The sequence below is a fragment of the Bradyrhizobium sp. SEMIA genome, assembly GCF_014844175.1.
In the GTDB taxonomy this organism is placed as follows: domain Bacteria; phylum Pseudomonadota; class Alphaproteobacteria; order Rhizobiales; family Xanthobacteraceae; genus Bradyrhizobium; species Bradyrhizobium arachidis.
The window spans coordinates 962,007-976,503 of sequence record NZ_CP046601.1 but is presented as its reverse complement, the minus strand read 5'-3'; the positions used below and the strand labels follow the sequence as shown (position 1 = coordinate 976,503).

Below are 14,497 nucleotides of genomic sequence, written 5' to 3'. Positions count from 1 at the left end.
GCGATGACCATGTTCATCAACGGGGACGCGCTGGCAGCCAAGAATCTGCCGGTTCCACAGACGTTCGAAGAGCTGCTTGTGACTGCCAAGGCGGTCAAGTCCAGCGAGATGTCGGGGATCGCTATGCGAGCCCAAGCCGGCGGCAATTCTTCCCCGCCGGCGATGGGCTTCGTATTCTCTTACGGCGGCGCCATGGTCAAGGACAACAAGGCCGTTTTCGCAAGCTCCGAGGCGATCGCGGCCGTCGAGATGTACGGACAGCTGCTCAGCCAGGCCGGACCTGTCGGCGTCGGCAGCTACGAATGGTACCACGTGCTGGACGACTTCCTGCAGGGGCGGGCTGCACTCGCGATCGACAGCAGCAATTTCGCGACCGACATCTCCAATCCAGCCAGGAGTCGCGTCACGAAGCAGGCCCAGTTTGCGGTCTTTCCGCGTGTCCCTGGTCGCACACCCGTGCCCTTCATGTCGCACTGGCAGGCCTGCATCAATTCCAAATCACGAAACAAACGGGCGGCTTTCCTGTTCCTGATCTGGGCGACGAGCAAGGCAACCTCGCTGCAGACTGCTGCAGCGGGGCTGGCGACGACACGCGTGTCGGCATGGTCGAGCGACGGCTTCAAGAAGGCGTTCGGCTCGCAAGCCGCCGAGGCCGCGCTGACCAACTTGCAGAATGCCGACGTCGATCGTGCCAAGGCTATTCTTTTCCATCCGCAATCGAGACCGATCCTCGACGCCTTCATGATCGGCGTCAATGAAGTGGTCAACGGTGAGAAATCGGCGAAGGATGCGATGACGGGCGCAGCCGAAAGGGCCAATGCGGCGATCCGAGGGTAGCGGCGAGGCGTTGTCCAATCGGAAGAGCTGGCCACGGCAGAAAAGCCGCCAACCCACCTTGTGCGGTGTTCATCCCTGATATTGCAGCACGTGCATGCCGGCGTTCCAGTCGGAGACGAACATCAGCCCGTCGGGCCGGACATAGGCATCACAGGTCTTGGCTGCGAGCGCGACGTTCGGGCGCGGATCGACCAGCTTCTTCGGCGTCGGCGGCACCCAGTAGGCGATCTCCTTCGGCGCGAAAGCGTCCTTGATGTCGAACACCCTGACGCCGGCATTGTTGTAGGTCGCGAAGATCGTCTCCTCGCTCTGGAACGAGCCCGGGCGGTTCTCGTGCAGATTATGCGGGCCGAAGGTGCCGTTGCTGCAGAAGTCGCGGTCGCGCGGCGTCGGCAGGGTCGCGATCGGCACCGGATTTTGGGGCGCGCGCACGTCGAGCACGAAGGTGTGGAACAAGCCCTTGGCACACTGGTCCGCATTGGCTTCGTCCGCGACGACCGCGAGCTGACGCTTCGGCAGCGGCAGTGGCGTATGCGTGCCGCCGGCAAAGGGCGGCGACCAGTTGATGTGCGACAGCAATTTGGGACCCGCGGGATCGCTGATGTCATGGATGGTGAAGCCGCCATCGCGCCAGGCAGCATAGCCGCGATCGCCTGCCGTGATCATGTGATGCAGCGCAAAGCGCTTGCCCTTCGGCGTCGCCGGCTCGCCGGCCGCGCGGTTCATGCCCGGCAGCCACCATTTTGCGATGATCTCCGGCTTCGTGATGGTCTTGAGATCGACGATGCACAGGATGTGGTCGGTGAAGCCGTCGAAATGCGCCGACACATAGGCATAGCGGCCGCCCGGCCACCACAGCCGGTTGATGCCGAAGCCCGGCATTTCCAGGAACGCGATCTCGCGCATCTCGCCCGGCTTCGAGATGTCGTGGATCGAGAGGCCGGAGCGGAATTTCTTGGCCTTGGTGATGCTGTCGGCCAGCGTGTTCTCGAAATAGCCGCGCATGTTGTCATAGGACTGCATCGCGACGATGTTGGCGCCGTTCGCAAGCAGCAACATGTCTTCCGCCACCTGGAGATGGTGGGTGCGGGTGTATTGTCCGGCGGTGAAGAAATTGACCGGCTTGAGCGCACGCGGATCGGACGCATCCAGGATGGTCACACCGTCGCTGAACATGTGCCCGACATAGACGTGCTGGCGGTTGAACATCACCTGCACGCTATCGGGCCGCCCGCCAATGTCGCTGTAGGAGATGTGCTTGATGCCCTTGCCGATGCCCTCGGGCGGGATGTCCGGCTCTGAAGCCCATGCCGGCCTCGACCATGTGGGCAGCACGGCGGATCCGACCACGGCCGACAATTGCTGAAGGTGCCGGCGGCGCGAGAGTTGAGGCATCGTTTTCCCCCCAATTTTTTGGGGATGATGCGCGCTTGCGGCGAGGCGCGCAAGCCTCGCCGCGCGCGCCCTCACCTAGGTATGCACCACCTCGTGCCGCATCACGAATGGGGCGAGCAGCGTGTGCACCTCGCCGGCGACGATTTCGCGCTGGCCGGCCGGCAGCCCGGCGAGCGTCACGGTCGCGATCGAGCCGTGGCTGCCGTGCGCGCCGACCTTCACCTTGCAGTCGATGCCGCGCTCGGTGAGCGGCGTCAGCACCTTGGTGAACACGCGTTGCGCCGCGTCCCAGCGCAGCTGCGGCTTGAACACCTTGCCGACGCCGGTGACCGGCATCGGATCGATCGGGATGACCTGCACCGGAACGGCAGCACGCTCAGGCGTGCGCTCGCGCACCCAAGTCTCGAGCTCACCCGGCTCGACGCTCGCGCCCGGCTTCAGCTGCACATAACCCACCGGAAGCTCGCCGGCATAGGCGTCGGGCTGTCCGACCACCGCGGCGAAGCCGACGGCGGGATGGCGGAACATGATCTCCTCGATCGGCGCCGGATCGATGTTATGCCCGCCGCGGATCACGAGATCCTTGGCGCGGCCGGTGATCCAGAGATAGCCGTCGGCATCGAGCCGCCCGAGATCGCCCGAATTGACCCAGACCTCGTCGACGAAGGCGCCCTTGTTGTGCTCGTCGTTGAGATAGCCGCCGAACACGCCGGGCCCGGCCATGATGACGACGCCGATCTCGTCGGGCTTGCAGTCGCGGATCAGGTGGCCGTCAGCATCCAGCTGCACGATGCGCACGCGCGCGTAAGGCATGGGAAGGCCGACCGAGCCGAGCCGGATCGGCCGTGACGGATAAGCGAGCGTGTGCACGCTCGAGGTCTCGGTCATGCCGTAGACCTCGACAACCGGCAGCTTGAGCTTGTCCTGGATCGCAGAGCCCACCGCGACGGGGATCGCGGAGCCGCCGCCGGCGGCATATTTCAGGCTGGAGATGTCGGCATTGCCAGGTGGCACCCCGAGCGCTGCCGCGAGCACCGTCGGCACGCTCGACAGCGCCTCCGGCCTATAGCGCTCGACCAGCCCCCAGATGTTCTTGACCGAATTCGGATTGCGCCAGCCGCTCGGCGACAGCACGACCAGCGAGCCGCCGCTCGACAGCATCAGCAGCACCTGCGTCAACGATCCTCCGACGTGAAACAGCGGCATGCCGAACAGCAGATTGGCGCCGGGCTTCCCCTTCAGCAGAAGATTAAGCGCCCAGGCCTGATAGACCTGGTTGGCGTGAGTGTGCCGCACCAGCTTCGGCGTGCCGGTGGTGCCGCCGGTGTGGAAATAGGCGGCGATGTCGGTGCCCGAAATCTTGCGCCCGCTGACAAGCCGGTCGGAGGGCTGCTGCTTGATCAGATCGTTGAACGCAAAGATGCCCTTGTCGGGATCGCCGCCGCCGAACACCTGCACGATCGCCTTGAGGTGCTTGAGCTGCGGGCGGATCTGCTCGACCTTCTGCCAGATGTCGGTGCCCGGCATCGGCCCGAGCGCCACGAGGACTTTGGTGTTCGCAGCTTCCAGGATTTCCGCGATCTGATGCGGCTCGAGCAGCGGATTGACGGGATTGGCGATGCCGGCCGCCTCGGCACCGAGCAGCGTCACGAAGGCATCGGGCACCAGCGGCAGCATGAAGCTGACGACGTCGTCTTTTTCGACGCCGAGCGCGTGAAACATGTTGGCCGCCTGGGTCACGCGTGCGATCAGATCGCGATACGTGACCACCACCGGCGTATCGGCCGGATCGGCATTTTGCAGGAACTGGATCGCCGCACCGTCGGGATTGAGCGCCGCGCCGAGCCTGACGGCATCATAGGTGCTCGCGGCGGCGACGCGATCGGCATAAGGGACCTGCTCGAAAGCCCGAACCTCTGCGTCCGTGAAAAAGTCGGGGTAGTCGTCGCCGATGAATCGATCGAGCGCGTGGATGCCCGCCATGGAATTCCGTCCTCCCTCAGATGCATGTCCCCGCCCGCTGTCTTTTGACGTTTGGTTCAGGCGGAGCCTCGACCGATGGCCGGTCGAGCGCGGACAGAATGATGGATGATTTGGCGTTCGTCCATGGCTTAGCGGCTACGGTCGTAGCACTCGGGTTCACGGCGTTTGAACCTTCGCTGCCGATCGGGGCACCAAGAACAAGCATTGGATTCGTCTGTCAGCGTCCTGCCGCAAGACTCGAGGTGATCATGACCACGCCCCTGCGGGACCGCATCGCCCGGCTGTTCGCTGCGCTCGCCATGACATCGATGATCACGGCGTCGGCGATCGCCCTGCCCCGCGCGGCGCTCGCCGAGGACAGCCAGTTCGACAAGATGCGCACCAGGATCGCCGCGTTCGTCGGCGACAAGATGCAGAAGCTCGGCGGCTCGCGCATCGTCTACAAGGTCGACACCGACGGCCTGCGCGAGAGCGTGGTCACGGACTTGCGCGACGACGTCTACAAGATCCTGCGCGAGGGCAAGATCGCGTTCTCCGGCCTCGCGATCCGCGATGGCGGGGTCGAGGCGAAGATTGCCGATGCCAAGGGCCGCGACGAGCTGAAGCGCAAGCTCGCCGCAGCCGCGGAAGGATTGCCGTCGCATGCACTCGCCGTGACCGACGCCGGCGACGGGCTGATCAGGCTCGCGCCGACCGATGCCGCCTCCGCCGCACGGCTGCGCGAGCTGGTCGAGGATTCCGTCGCCATGATCGAGCAGCGCCTCAAGGACGCCGACATCACGCTCGCGAGCGTCCAGCCCGACGGGACCGACCGCAGCATCCGCATCTTCATCCCGGGAATGATGGAACCGGAGCACGTGACCGCGATCTTCGCGACGAAGGTCAAGGTCAGCTTCCGCATGGTCGACATCTCGATGTCGGCAGAGCAGGCGCAATCGGGCACGCCGCCGGCGGGCACGGAAGTCCTGCTCGGTTTCAAGGACAAGCGCCCCTATCTGGTTGCCAAGGACAGCGCGATTGACGGCGACGACATCAGCTATGCCGGCCCGGGATTTGCCAGCGGCACGAAGGACCCGATCGCCTCGTTCCGCTTCAACGGCCGCGGCACGCGCCGCTTCGCACACGTCACCGAGGAGAACATCGGAAAGCCCTTCGCCATCGTGCTCGACGGCAAGGTGATCTCCGCCCCCGTGATCCGCGAGCCCATCACCGGCGGCTCGGGCCAGATCTCCGGCAATTTCACGCTGGAGGAAGCGAGCAGCGTCGCCATGCTGCTGCGCGCCGGCGCGCTGCCGGGGCACCTTGCCCTGGTCGGGCAGCAGGTCGTGCAGCCCGCCGCCAAGCCGTAACGCCAAGATCGCCTCGCGCCCGCCTCGCCGAGGCGCCCAGGATCGACCACGCCGGCGCCCGTTCCGGCTCCCGAATCACGGGCACTTCAAATACGCCCAACCAAGGGCAATTGCCGAAACGCCCGATCAGGCTAAAATTTGCCTCTTGCGGCAGGGCGACCGAAGGCTTCATTTCAAGCGGTCGTCATTCGATTTCGGCTATAGCTGTCGCGAATACCGACCAGGACTGAAGGCCTTACGCGGGGTTAGTACCATGCCGTCCGGCAGCGCAGACATTTCGTCGATCCTCGACCGCATCCTCGACGCGGCGACGGATAACCTCAGGATCGCGAAGATCCTGGTCCAGATGGGCCTCGATCCCAACAACGTCACCTACGACGCGATCTTCAACCGGCTGCTGGAGATCTTCGTCCACAACATCACGCTCGCCAATCTGTTTGCCGCGGTCGGCGCCGGCTTCTTCGTCGCCACCCTCTTGATGCGGACGATGGTGCCCCTGCGAGTCGCCAACATGATCGGCTGCGCGTTCTTTGCCATTTTCGGTGCGCTCTCCGCCAACGTCTCGACGTTCCTGCTGTATCTGCTGCTGCTTCCGATCAACGCCCTGCGCCTGCGGCAGATGCTCAAGCTGGTCAAGAAAGCGCGTCATGCCGCCGAAGGCGACATGTCGATCGAGTGGCTGAAGCCGTTCATGACCGAGCGCAAATATCGCCGCGGCGACACGCTGTTCAAGCTGGGCGATCCGGCCAAGGAGATGCTCCTCACCGTCACCGGCAAGTTCCTGGTCAAGGAGATTAGCGTCGAGATCGGGCCAGGCGCGCTGATGGGCGAGCTCGGCTTCCTCACGCCGGACAACCGCCGCACCGGAACGATCGAATGCATCGAGGACGGCCAGGTGCTGACGATCACCTATGACCGCCTGCTCGAGATCTATTTCCAGGACCCGCAGTTCGGCTACTATTTCCTGGTGCTGACCAGCCAGCGCCTGCTGCAGAACATCGATCGCTTGCAGAAGCAGCTGGCCAGCGCGCGGGCGACCACCACCAACAGGATCGCCTGACCCGCCGCTCAGCTCAGGAGCAGCGCCATGCCCGGATCGCCCTTCTCCATCGCGCGCCGGTAGGCCGGCCTCGCACTGACCCGGCCGAGATATTTGACCACGTTCGGGCAGCGCTGGAGATCATAAGGCTGGAAGTAGCGCATCGTGGTGAGCGAGAAGCCGATCATGATGTCGGCGGCGGTGAAGGCCTTGCCCGCCAGATATTCGGCATCGCGCACGCGCGCATCGACCAGATCGAACGCGCGATCGACCCGCGCCCTGGTCGCGGCCAGCATCGGATTGTCGTCGGCAAGCTTGAGCCGGTTCAGCATCATCAGCCGGCCCATGCCGGCCTGCAGCGTGCCGTTGGCGAAGTGAAACCAGTACAGGAACTGCGCGAAGTCGGGATCGTCAGGGCGGAGCGCGAGACGGCCGTTGCCATGCTTGGCCATGATGTAATCGACGATGGCGCCGGATTCGGCGAGCACGAGATCGCCATCATGAATGACCGGCGCCGCTCCGATCGGGTGCAGCGCCTTGTAATCAGGTGGCGCGAGCATGGTGACGGAATCGCGGGTGTAGCGCTTCAGCTCGTAGGCAAGTTCGAGCTCCTCGCAGAGCCACACGATGCGCTCGGACTGCGACTTGCCGAGATGATGGACGGTGAGCATGGGGTCTTCCTGAGACTGTTGGATCAGTCGTGACGCGACATCATAGCATCACCGTCACCCTGAGGTGGCCGCTTCTTCAGCGGCCCTCGAAGGGCGACGGCCCGGCTGTGGCTGCGAGTGACGTGTCACGAGCAGCCGGGCCGTTCATCCTTCGAGGCTCTCCGCGCGCCGCGCTGCGTCGCGCGTCTCGCACCTCAGGATGACGGGATTGCAAGTCGTGACATCCGGGCTACTTCGCGGGCACCCGCGCAAAATCCACGAAAGCCCGTAGCGCGGCCGGCAATTGGCGACGGCTGGGGTAGTACAGGAAGAAGCCGGGATAGGCCGGGCACCAGTCGGCGAGCACGCGCACCAGCTTGCGCTTGGCCAGCAGCCCTTCGACCTGCTGCTCGAAGACGTAGGCGAGGCCGATGCCATCGAGCGCGGCATCGACCATCAGGTCCTGGTCGTTCATCGTGAGCGGGCCGGTCACGTCGATGGCGAGCTCGATGCCGCCGCGCTCGAACTCCCAGTGATAGAGGGCACCTGACGTGAAGCGGTAGCGGATACAGGGCAGGCCCTTCAGGTCGTGCGGCGTGCTTGGCGCCTTGCGCGATTTGAAGAAGGCGGGCGCGCCGACAACCGCAAAACGGTGCCGCGGGCCGATCGGCACCGGGATCATGTCGGCGGCAATGGTCTCACCAAAACGCACGCCGCATCGAAGCCGGCCGCGACCATGTCGATCAGGGCATCGTTGATGACGATCTCGACGCTGACGTCGGGGAATTCATTCAGGAAGCGCGTCACGATCGGCAGCAGCACGAGCTGCGCCGACTGGCGCGCGGCGGTAAAGCGCAGCGTCCCGGCGGGCTTGCCGCGGAAATTGTTGAGGTCTTCCAGCGCGTCGTCGATATCGCGGAAGGCCGGCGTGATGCGGGCGAACAGGCGCTCGCCGGCCTCAGTGAGCGCGACGCTGCGGGTGGTGCGGTTGACCAGCCGCAGGCCGAGGCGCTCCTCGATATTGCGCAAGCCGTGCGACAGCGCCGATGGCGTGACGCCGAGCTCGGTCGCCGCCGCGCGAAAACTGCGGTGGCGGGCGATGGCGAGGAAGGTCGCGAGGTCGGACGGGTCGATCCGCATTAATGAATTTTTCTCAACAGATTACCAAATATATAGCGGATTATCTCAGCTATGGCGAGCCGCTACACCTTGCCCATCGGCTTCGGCAATCGCCGGGCCCAAATGGAAAGGGCAACACCATGCGCGTCTGGTTCATCACAGGAGCATCCCGCGGATTTGGCGCGTTGATCGCAGAAGCAGCCTTGAAGGCCGGCGATGCCGTGGTCGCGACCGCCCGCGATCCGTCGACCGTCACCGCCCGGCTCGGCAGCCACGAGCGGCTGCTCGCGACCCGGCTCGACGTCACCAGCGAGGCCGAGGCGCATGAGGCCGCCGGCCAGGCCGTGAAGAAGTTCGGCCGCATCGACATCCTCGTCAACAATGCCGGCTACGGCCTGCTCGGCGCGATCGAGGAAGCCAGCGACGCGGAAACGCAAAAGCTGTTCGGCACGAACGTGTTCGGCCTGCTCGGCGTCACCCGCGCGGTGCTGCCGCATATGCGCCGCCAGCGCTCGGGCCACGTCATCAACATCTCGTCGGTCGGCGGCTACGCCGGCTATCCCGGCTGGGGCGTCTATGGCGCGACCAAGTTCGCGGTCGAAGGCATCAGCGAAGCGCTGGCGGGCGAAGTCGCACCGCTCGGCATCAAGGTCACCGTGGTCGAGCCGGGCTTCTTCCGCACCGACTTCCTCCACGACAGCTCGCTGTCGCGCACCGCGCAGGTGATCGACGATTATCACGAGAGCGTCGGCAGGACCCGCGCGCATGCGGCCGACGTCAATGGCGGCCAGCGCGGCGACCCGCGCAAGCTGGCGCAGGCCTTCCTGAAGCTGGTCGATGCGAAGAACCCGCCGCTGCGGCTGCCGCTCGGCAGCGACACCGTGGAGCGGATCGAGGCCAAGAACACTTTCGTGGCGCGGGAGCTGGCGGGATGGCGCTCGGTCGCGACCTCGACCGATTTCACCGAATGACGGCGCTGCGTAAGGACAAAAAAATGCCCGGCGCTGGCTTGGCCAGGCCGGGCTCGGAGTGGTGTCAGGCCGAGGCTGAGGGGCTATCGGCCTGACGGGAAAGGGCGGCGAGGCGCCAGCTCGCGCAGGGAATGTCCTTCGGCGCGACGTTGATCTCCTTGTCGAAGCGCACCAGCTTCCAGTCGTCGGGATGGTTGACGAAGGCGAAGCCGGATTTGCGCGCGAGCGCGATCATGCTCTCGTTGGAGCGCAGCGTGTCGCCGAACATGCGCTCGGCCCCGAGTGCGGCAGCACGGCATTCGAGATTCTTCATCAATGCGGTGGCGATGCCGTGGCCCTGCCACCGATCGTCCACCGACAGGCCGAACTCGAGCGTCGAGGTCTCGGTATGGAAGGCGTAGCGGGCCTCGGCGACAATGGTCTCGAAACCGTCGACCATCTTGGTCGCGACCACGGTGAATCGTTCGCGCGCTCCAACGTCGAGGAATTCGCTCAGCAAGCCCTTCGGCAATTCGCTGATCGCGCCGAAGAAGCGGTTGTAGCGGGAGCGGGTCGTGAGCGAACGGAAATAGTGCTGAAGCTCCTCGGTGTCGCGCGGCTCAACGAAGCGAACGTTGACCACCTCGCCGTTGCGCGTGCGCAGCGTGTCCGAATATTGCTTCAGGTCTTCCAGGCGAAGGGTGCTCATGACACATGCCCCCAAAGGGACCAAAGGCGAAAGGGACCGCCGGCGCCCCTGATCAGGCGGCGCCGGCCCGGCGGCCAATCAGGCCCGCCAGAAGGGTTTCTCAGCCTCGTAGGCAATATCGGACCACGACAGCCCGACATCGTGAAGGTCGCGGGCGGTCCAGTTGGTAAGCTCGCGCCGGGTCCGGTAGCGCTCGTGCCAGACGTGCAGCGTCTCGCCGATCTGCTGGATCAGGCCGGGTGCATGATGATTTGTCATCGAATTGTGGGTCAACGTGGACATGTTCAGCTCCTTGAGCTAACTTGACCGCTAATATCTGCCTCCCGGTGCGCTGCGACAAACGACAATTTGTACCTTTTCGCATGAAATAACGTCATGCATCCTGCTGCCAGATGACTGCCAGATTGCCCTCGCTGAACGGATTGCGGGCCTTCGAGGCCGCCGCGCGCCATCTCAGCTTCACGCTGGCGGCGTCGGAGCTGAACGTGACCCAGACCGCGATCAGCCATCAGATCCGCAGGCTCGAGGAGGAGCTCGGCATCCGCCTGTTCATCCGGCAGAACCGCGCGCTGGCGCTGACGCCGGAGGCCCGCGACTACCTGCCGGGCGTCCGCGCCGCCTTCAACGACCTGCGCCTCGCCACCGACCGCCTGCTGCGCAAGGACGACGACAAGGTGCTGACGGTCTCGACGCTGGCCTCGCTCGCCGCCAAATGGTTGCTGCCGCGGCTGACCGATTTCCAGGAGCAGCACCCTGGCATCGACGTCCGGATCACGACATCGACGAGCCTCGTCGACTTCCAGCGCGACAATGTCGATGCCGCGATCCGCTATGGCCGCGGCCAATGGCCGGGCCTGCGCGCGGACTGGCTGATGGCGGACGAGCTGTTTCCGGTGTGCAGCCCATCACTGCTGCGCGGCGACCGGGCGCTGCACGTGGTTGAGGATCTCAAGGACCATGTGCTGCTCCACACCACCAACAACACCGACGACTGGCGGCTATGGCTGACGGCGGCAGGCCTGCCGACCAACATTTCGCAGCAGCCCGGCCTCACCTTCGACATGACCTTCATGACCGTGCAGGCGGCGATCGACGGCATGGGCGTGGCGATGGGGCGAACCAGCTACGTCCAGGATGACATTGCCAAGGGTCGGCTCGTGGTGCCGTTCAGGATTGCGCTGCCGGCCGATGCCGGCTTCTACCTGGTCTCGCCGCTGGGCCGGCGCGAGGCACCGAAGCTCGCCGCCTTTCGCCAATGGCTGGTCGCTGCAACGCAAAATAAGGCCTGAAAAATCATCGGCTTCCGCGGCAAATTCAATTGACTCGCAGCGCCCCGCGCGGGAAGGGGTAAGACAGATTGTCGCAGCATCAATCTGTCGCCTTGCCGTGAAATGAGTTCCGGTCCGGCCACCGTCTTGAAGGGGAGCAACGCCATGGCTGGACCAGCAACCAACCCGCCCGCAATCAAGTCGCGCATCGGCGCGATCCTGCGCGCCACTAGCGGCAATTTCCTCGAGCAGTTCGACTTCTTCCTGTTCGGCTTCTATGCCGCTGCGATCGGCAAGGCGTTCTTCCCCTCGACCAACGAGACCGCCTCGCTGCTCAACACATTTGGCGTGTTCTGGCTCGGCGCCTTGATGCGGCCCGTCGGCGCCATCGTGCTGGGGGCCTACATCGACCGCATCGGCCGCCGTCAGGGCCTGATCGTCACGCTCGGCATCATGGCCATCGGCACCGTCGTGATCGCGTTCTGCCCGAGCTATGCGACCATCGGCATCGCGGCACCTGTCATCGTGCTGATCGGTCGCCTATTGCAGGGCTTTTCCGCCGGCGTCGAGCTCGGCGGCGTGTCGGTGTATCTCGCGGAGATCTCGACCCCAGGCAATCGCGGCTTCTACACTTCGTTCCAGTCGTCGAGCCAGCAGGTCGCGATCTTCGTCGCCTCGATCCTCGGCTACATCCTCTCCGAGCTGATGCCGGCCGATACCGTCGCGTCCTGGGGCTGGCGCATTCCCTTCTTCGTCGGCTGCCTGATCATTCCCTTGATCTTCTTCCTGCGGCGGACGCTGGAAGAGACGCCGGCGTTCCTCGCGATGAAGAAGCACCCGACCGCGAGCGAGGTGTTCGCCTCCGCGCTCGCCAATTGGCGCATCGTCATCCTCGGCATGATGATCGCGATCCTGACCACGACGACGTTCTATTTCGTCACCGTCTACACGCCGACCTTCGGCAAGACCGTGCTGAAGCTGTCGACGCAGGATGCGCTGCTGGTGACGCTGCTCGTCGCCGTCACCAACTTCATCTGGAATCCGGTCGGCGGCGCATTGTCCGACCGCATCGGCCGCAAGCCAGTGCTGCTCGCCATCGCGAGCCTCTCGCTCCTCACCGCCTATCCGGCGCTGAGCTGGCTGGTGGCCGCGCCGACCTTCGGCAAGTTGCTCGCGGTCGAGATGATGTTCTCGTTCTATTTCGGCATGTACAGCGGCACCATGCTCGGCGCGCTGGTCGAGATCGTGCCGGCGCATGTGCGCACCACCTGCTTCTCGCTGGCCTTCGCGCTCGCCGCCGCGCTGTTTGGCACCTTCACACCGTTCGCCTCGACCTGGCTGATCGAGCAGACCGGCAACAAGGCCGCGCCGGGCGCCTGGCTGATGTTCGCGGCTGTGCTCGGCATCATCGCCGCGCTGATCGTCTATCGCGGCGGCGGCAAGACGGTGCCGACATATGATCCGGTGGTGGAGCCGGTTGCGGGGCATTGATGGTCTGTCTTCACCTCTCCCCGCTTGCGGGGAGAGGTCGGATCGCTCTTGCGATCCGGGTGAGGGGGTACAGGTCTCTCGACGACCGCACGTGTGGAGGGAAGCCCCTCCCCCCAACCCTCTCCCCGTAGAACGGGGCGAGGGGGCGCACCGTCGGTGCCGCTTACAGCTCCACCACCACGTAGTCGCTCTCGACCTTCACCGGAATCGTCTCGGCGACATACGGCCCCTTCACCACGCTCGCGCCGGGCTCGACATGGGTCGGATACGCTTTCACGCGGAAGCGGCGGGGGTCGCAATAGGACTGGCCGGTGCGGATATCGAACTCCCAGCCGTGCCAGGGGCAGCGGATGATCTCGCCGAGCTTGGTATATTCGATCTCGCCGGGATTGCTCGACTGCGCGAGGCCGATCAGCGGACCCTCGCACAGCGCCGCGCCCTGATGCGGGCACCGGTTCATCAGGCCGAAATATTCGCCCTTGATGTTGAAGACCGCGATCGGCCGGCCGTCGATCTCCAGAAATTTTCGTGTGCCGGGCGGAAGCTCATCGACCGCGGCGATCACATGCCGCGCCATCAATTAATCCCGTACAACTTCTTGGCATTGCCGAGATAGAACGCCTCGCGGTTGGCTTCGCTCACGCCCGCCGGCAAGACGCGCGACGGCTCGTCATAATCCCAATGCGGATAGTCAGTCGCGAACAAGAGCCGGTCCCAACCGATCCATTTGATGACATCGAACAGATCCTCGCGCCGCTCCGGATCCTCCATCGGCTGCGTCGTCCACCACACCTGCTCGCGGATATATTCGGACGGCGGCCGCTTCACATGCGGCACCTCACTGCGCAGCCGCTGCCAGGCCTTGTCGAGCCGCCACGCCAGCGACGGCGCCCAGCCGAAGCCGGCCTCGATCATCACCATCTTCAGCTTGGGGAAGCGTTCGAACACGCCTTCCAGCACGAGGCTCGCCAGCGCCGATTGCTGGCACTGCGAGTGCCCCACCATCTCCTCGATGTAATAGGACGGCCAGCCCGACGGCGTGATCGGGTTGCCGCCGAAGCCGAAGGCGTGCACGCCGACAGGAAGGCCGGCCTCTTCCGCGGCCTGGTAGATCGGCCAATAGCGGCGCTGGCCGAGCGGCTCGACGTTGCGACTGAGTAAGAGAACCTGCACGAAATTCTTGTCGCCGGCACGCTCGCGGATTTCCGCGGCGGCCGACAGGCCGTCCTCATTGCCGACGACGATCGACGCCTTCAGTCGCTTGTCCTTGCTGGTCCATTTGTCGATCTGCCAGTCGTTGATCGCCGAGCACAGCGCGGCCGAAAGCTCGTGATTGCGGATGCCCTGCCCGGTGTTGAGCGGATTGAGCACGCCCAGCTGCACATTGTTGGGATCGAGCAATTGCTCCTGCATGAAGGAGAGCGAGGAGCCCTGCGGCCCGCCTTCCGGCGGATAGGCATCGCGGCGCGAGGCGTTGGGCTGGGCTTTCGGATAGGGCGGGCCTTCCATCATGCCCTGATAGGCATGGACGCCATAGATTTCGAGATGATGCTGCCAGCGTTTGGCGAGATACGGGTAAAGCTCGGTGCGGGTGGCGCGGGCCGGATGGATGTCGCAATCCGCGATCGCGGCTTTCGTCGTCAGGGGGGAAGCGGCTTCTTGGTTCTCGCGGAACTGGATATTCATCGCCTTGCCTCCTTTGGCAGC

Annotated in this window: 13 protein-coding genes and 1 pseudogene; 6 read left to right on the top strand and 8 right to left on the bottom strand. The window is 64.8% G+C overall.

The window, feature by feature from the left end; translation table 11 throughout:
• The first annotated feature begins 9 nt into the window (after positions 1 to 9).
• Positions 10 to 837 (top strand): extracellular solute-binding protein, encoded by an 828-nt coding sequence (locus FOM02_RS04615; RefSeq protein ID WP_265441463.1) that lies wholly within the window; start codon positions 10 to 12, stop codon positions 835 to 837.
• A gap of 69 nt (positions 838 to 906) precedes the next feature.
• On the opposite strand, the gene FOM02_RS04610 is transcribed toward FOM02_RS04615, so the two are convergent.
• Together FOM02_RS04610 and FOM02_RS04605 are read right to left on the bottom strand one after the other, a co-directional pair.
• The gene (locus FOM02_RS04610; RefSeq protein ID WP_027560218.1) at positions 907 to 2,232 is read right to left on the bottom strand and encodes an LVIVD repeat-containing protein; all 1,326 of its coding nucleotides are present in this window, start codon (positions 2,230 to 2,232) and stop codon (positions 907 to 909) included.
• Between the two features lie 75 nt (positions 2,233 to 2,307).
• A complete protein-coding gene (locus tag FOM02_RS04605; protein WP_027560219.1) occupies positions 2,308 to 4,215 on the bottom strand; it encodes an acyl-CoA synthetase in 1,908 nt (635 codons plus the stop codon).
• A 248-nt stretch (positions 4,216 to 4,463) separates the two neighbouring features.
• Here FOM02_RS04605 and FOM02_RS04600 point away from each other — a divergent pair, with 248 nt between their 5' ends.
• Together FOM02_RS04600 and FOM02_RS04595 are read left to right on the top strand one after the other, a co-directional pair.
• Entirely contained in the window at positions 4,464 to 5,564 is a 1,101-nt protein-coding gene (locus tag FOM02_RS04600) for a SecDF P1 head subdomain-containing protein (RefSeq protein WP_265441462.1), read from the top strand.
• A 253-nt stretch (positions 5,565 to 5,817) separates the two neighbouring features.
• Positions 5,818 to 6,624, top strand: a complete 807-nt coding sequence (locus FOM02_RS04595) for a Crp/Fnr family transcriptional regulator (RefSeq protein ID WP_092213511.1) — start codon at positions 5,818 to 5,820, stop codon at positions 6,622 to 6,624.
• Positions 6,625 to 6,632: 8 nt separating this feature from the next.
• Here FOM02_RS04595 and FOM02_RS04590 read toward each other — a convergent pair whose 3' ends face one another.
• Positions 6,633 to 7,274, bottom strand: coding sequence for a glutathione S-transferase family protein (locus tag FOM02_RS04590; RefSeq protein ID WP_092213509.1), 642 nt, complete (start codon positions 7,272 to 7,274; stop codon positions 6,633 to 6,635).
• Between the two features lie 229 nt (positions 7,275 to 7,503).
• A pseudogene (locus FOM02_RS04585) lies at positions 7,504 to 8,393 on the bottom strand (LysR family transcriptional regulator).
• 119 nt (positions 8,394 to 8,512) lie between these two features.
• On the opposite strand from FOM02_RS04585, the gene FOM02_RS04580 reads away from it, so the two are divergent.
• On the top strand, positions 8,513 to 9,343 hold the full coding sequence (locus tag FOM02_RS04580) for an oxidoreductase (RefSeq protein WP_027562051.1): 831 nt from the start codon (positions 8,513 to 8,515) through the stop codon (positions 9,341 to 9,343).
• A gap of 64 nt (positions 9,344 to 9,407) precedes the next feature.
• On the opposite strand, the gene FOM02_RS04575 is transcribed toward FOM02_RS04580, so the two are convergent.
• The gene (locus FOM02_RS04575; protein ID WP_027562050.1) at positions 9,408 to 10,031 is read right to left on the bottom strand and encodes a GNAT family N-acetyltransferase; all 624 of its coding nucleotides are present in this window, start codon (positions 10,029 to 10,031) and stop codon (positions 9,408 to 9,410) included.
• 78 nt (positions 10,032 to 10,109) lie between these two features.
• Positions 10,110 to 10,313 (bottom strand): DUF1127 domain-containing protein, encoded by a 204-nt coding sequence (locus FOM02_RS04570; RefSeq protein ID WP_027562049.1) that lies wholly within the window; start codon positions 10,311 to 10,313, stop codon positions 10,110 to 10,112.
• A gap of 110 nt (positions 10,314 to 10,423) precedes the next feature.
• On the opposite strand from FOM02_RS04570, the gene FOM02_RS04565 reads away from it, so the two are divergent.
• The gene (locus tag FOM02_RS04565) at positions 10,424 to 11,320 is read left to right on the top strand and encodes a transcriptional regulator GcvA (RefSeq protein ID WP_027562048.1); all 897 of its coding nucleotides are present in this window, start codon (positions 10,424 to 10,426) and stop codon (positions 11,318 to 11,320) included.
• Between the two features lie 144 nt (positions 11,321 to 11,464).
• Positions 11,465 to 12,790, top strand: a complete 1,326-nt coding sequence (locus FOM02_RS04560; RefSeq protein ID WP_027562047.1) for an MFS transporter — start codon at positions 11,465 to 11,467, stop codon at positions 12,788 to 12,790.
• Positions 12,791 to 12,953: 163 nt separating this feature from the next.
• Here the strand turns inward: FOM02_RS04560 and FOM02_RS04555 are convergent, their stop codons facing one another.
• Both FOM02_RS04555 and FOM02_RS04550 read right to left on the bottom strand, forming a co-directional pair.
• Positions 12,954 to 13,367 (bottom strand): Rieske (2Fe-2S) protein, encoded by a 414-nt coding sequence (locus FOM02_RS04555; protein WP_027562046.1) that lies wholly within the window; start codon positions 13,365 to 13,367, stop codon positions 12,954 to 12,956.
• Entirely contained in the window at positions 13,367 to 14,476 is a 1,110-nt protein-coding gene (locus FOM02_RS04550; protein WP_027562045.1) for an amidohydrolase family protein, read from the bottom strand. Before FOM02_RS04550 ends, FOM02_RS04555 begins: the two co-directional genes overlap by 1 nt.
• Between the last annotated feature and the right edge of the window lie 21 nt (positions 14,477 to 14,497).

Bases quoted from the DNA above. Each gene is read 5' to 3' on its own strand.
- FOM02_RS04615 (WP_265441463.1), top strand. From the start codon at position 10: ATGTTCATCAACGGGGACGCGCTGGCAGCCAAGAATCTGCCGGTTCCA.
- FOM02_RS04610 (WP_027560218.1), bottom strand. From the start codon at position 2,232: ATGCCTCAACTCTCGCGCCGCCGGCACCTTCAGCAATTGTCGGCCGTG.
- FOM02_RS04605 (WP_027560219.1), bottom strand. From the start codon at position 4,215: ATGGCGGGCATCCACGCGCTCGATCGATTCATCGGCGACGACTACCCC.
- FOM02_RS04600 (WP_265441462.1), top strand. From the start codon at position 4,464: ATGACCACGCCCCTGCGGGACCGCATCGCCCGGCTGTTCGCTGCGCTC.
- FOM02_RS04595 (WP_092213511.1), top strand. From the start codon at position 5,818: ATGCCGTCCGGCAGCGCAGACATTTCGTCGATCCTCGACCGCATCCTC.
- FOM02_RS04590 (WP_092213509.1), bottom strand. From the start codon at position 7,274: ATGCTCACCGTCCATCATCTCGGCAAGTCGCAGTCCGAGCGCATCGTG.
- FOM02_RS04580 (WP_027562051.1), top strand. From the start codon at position 8,513: ATGCGCGTCTGGTTCATCACAGGAGCATCCCGCGGATTTGGCGCGTTG.
- FOM02_RS04575 (WP_027562050.1), bottom strand. From the start codon at position 10,031: ATGAGCACCCTTCGCCTGGAAGACCTGAAGCAATATTCGGACACGCTG.
- FOM02_RS04570 (WP_027562049.1), bottom strand. From the start codon at position 10,313: ATGTCCACGTTGACCCACAATTCGATGACAAATCATCATGCACCCGGC.
- FOM02_RS04565 (WP_027562048.1), top strand. From the start codon at position 10,424: ATGACTGCCAGATTGCCCTCGCTGAACGGATTGCGGGCCTTCGAGGCC.
- FOM02_RS04560 (WP_027562047.1), top strand. From the start codon at position 11,465: ATGGCTGGACCAGCAACCAACCCGCCCGCAATCAAGTCGCGCATCGGC.
- FOM02_RS04555 (WP_027562046.1), bottom strand. From the start codon at position 13,367: ATGGCGCGGCATGTGATCGCCGCGGTCGATGAGCTTCCGCCCGGCACA.
- FOM02_RS04550 (WP_027562045.1), bottom strand. From the start codon at position 14,476: ATGAATATCCAGTTCCGCGAGAACCAAGAAGCCGCTTCCCCCCTGACG.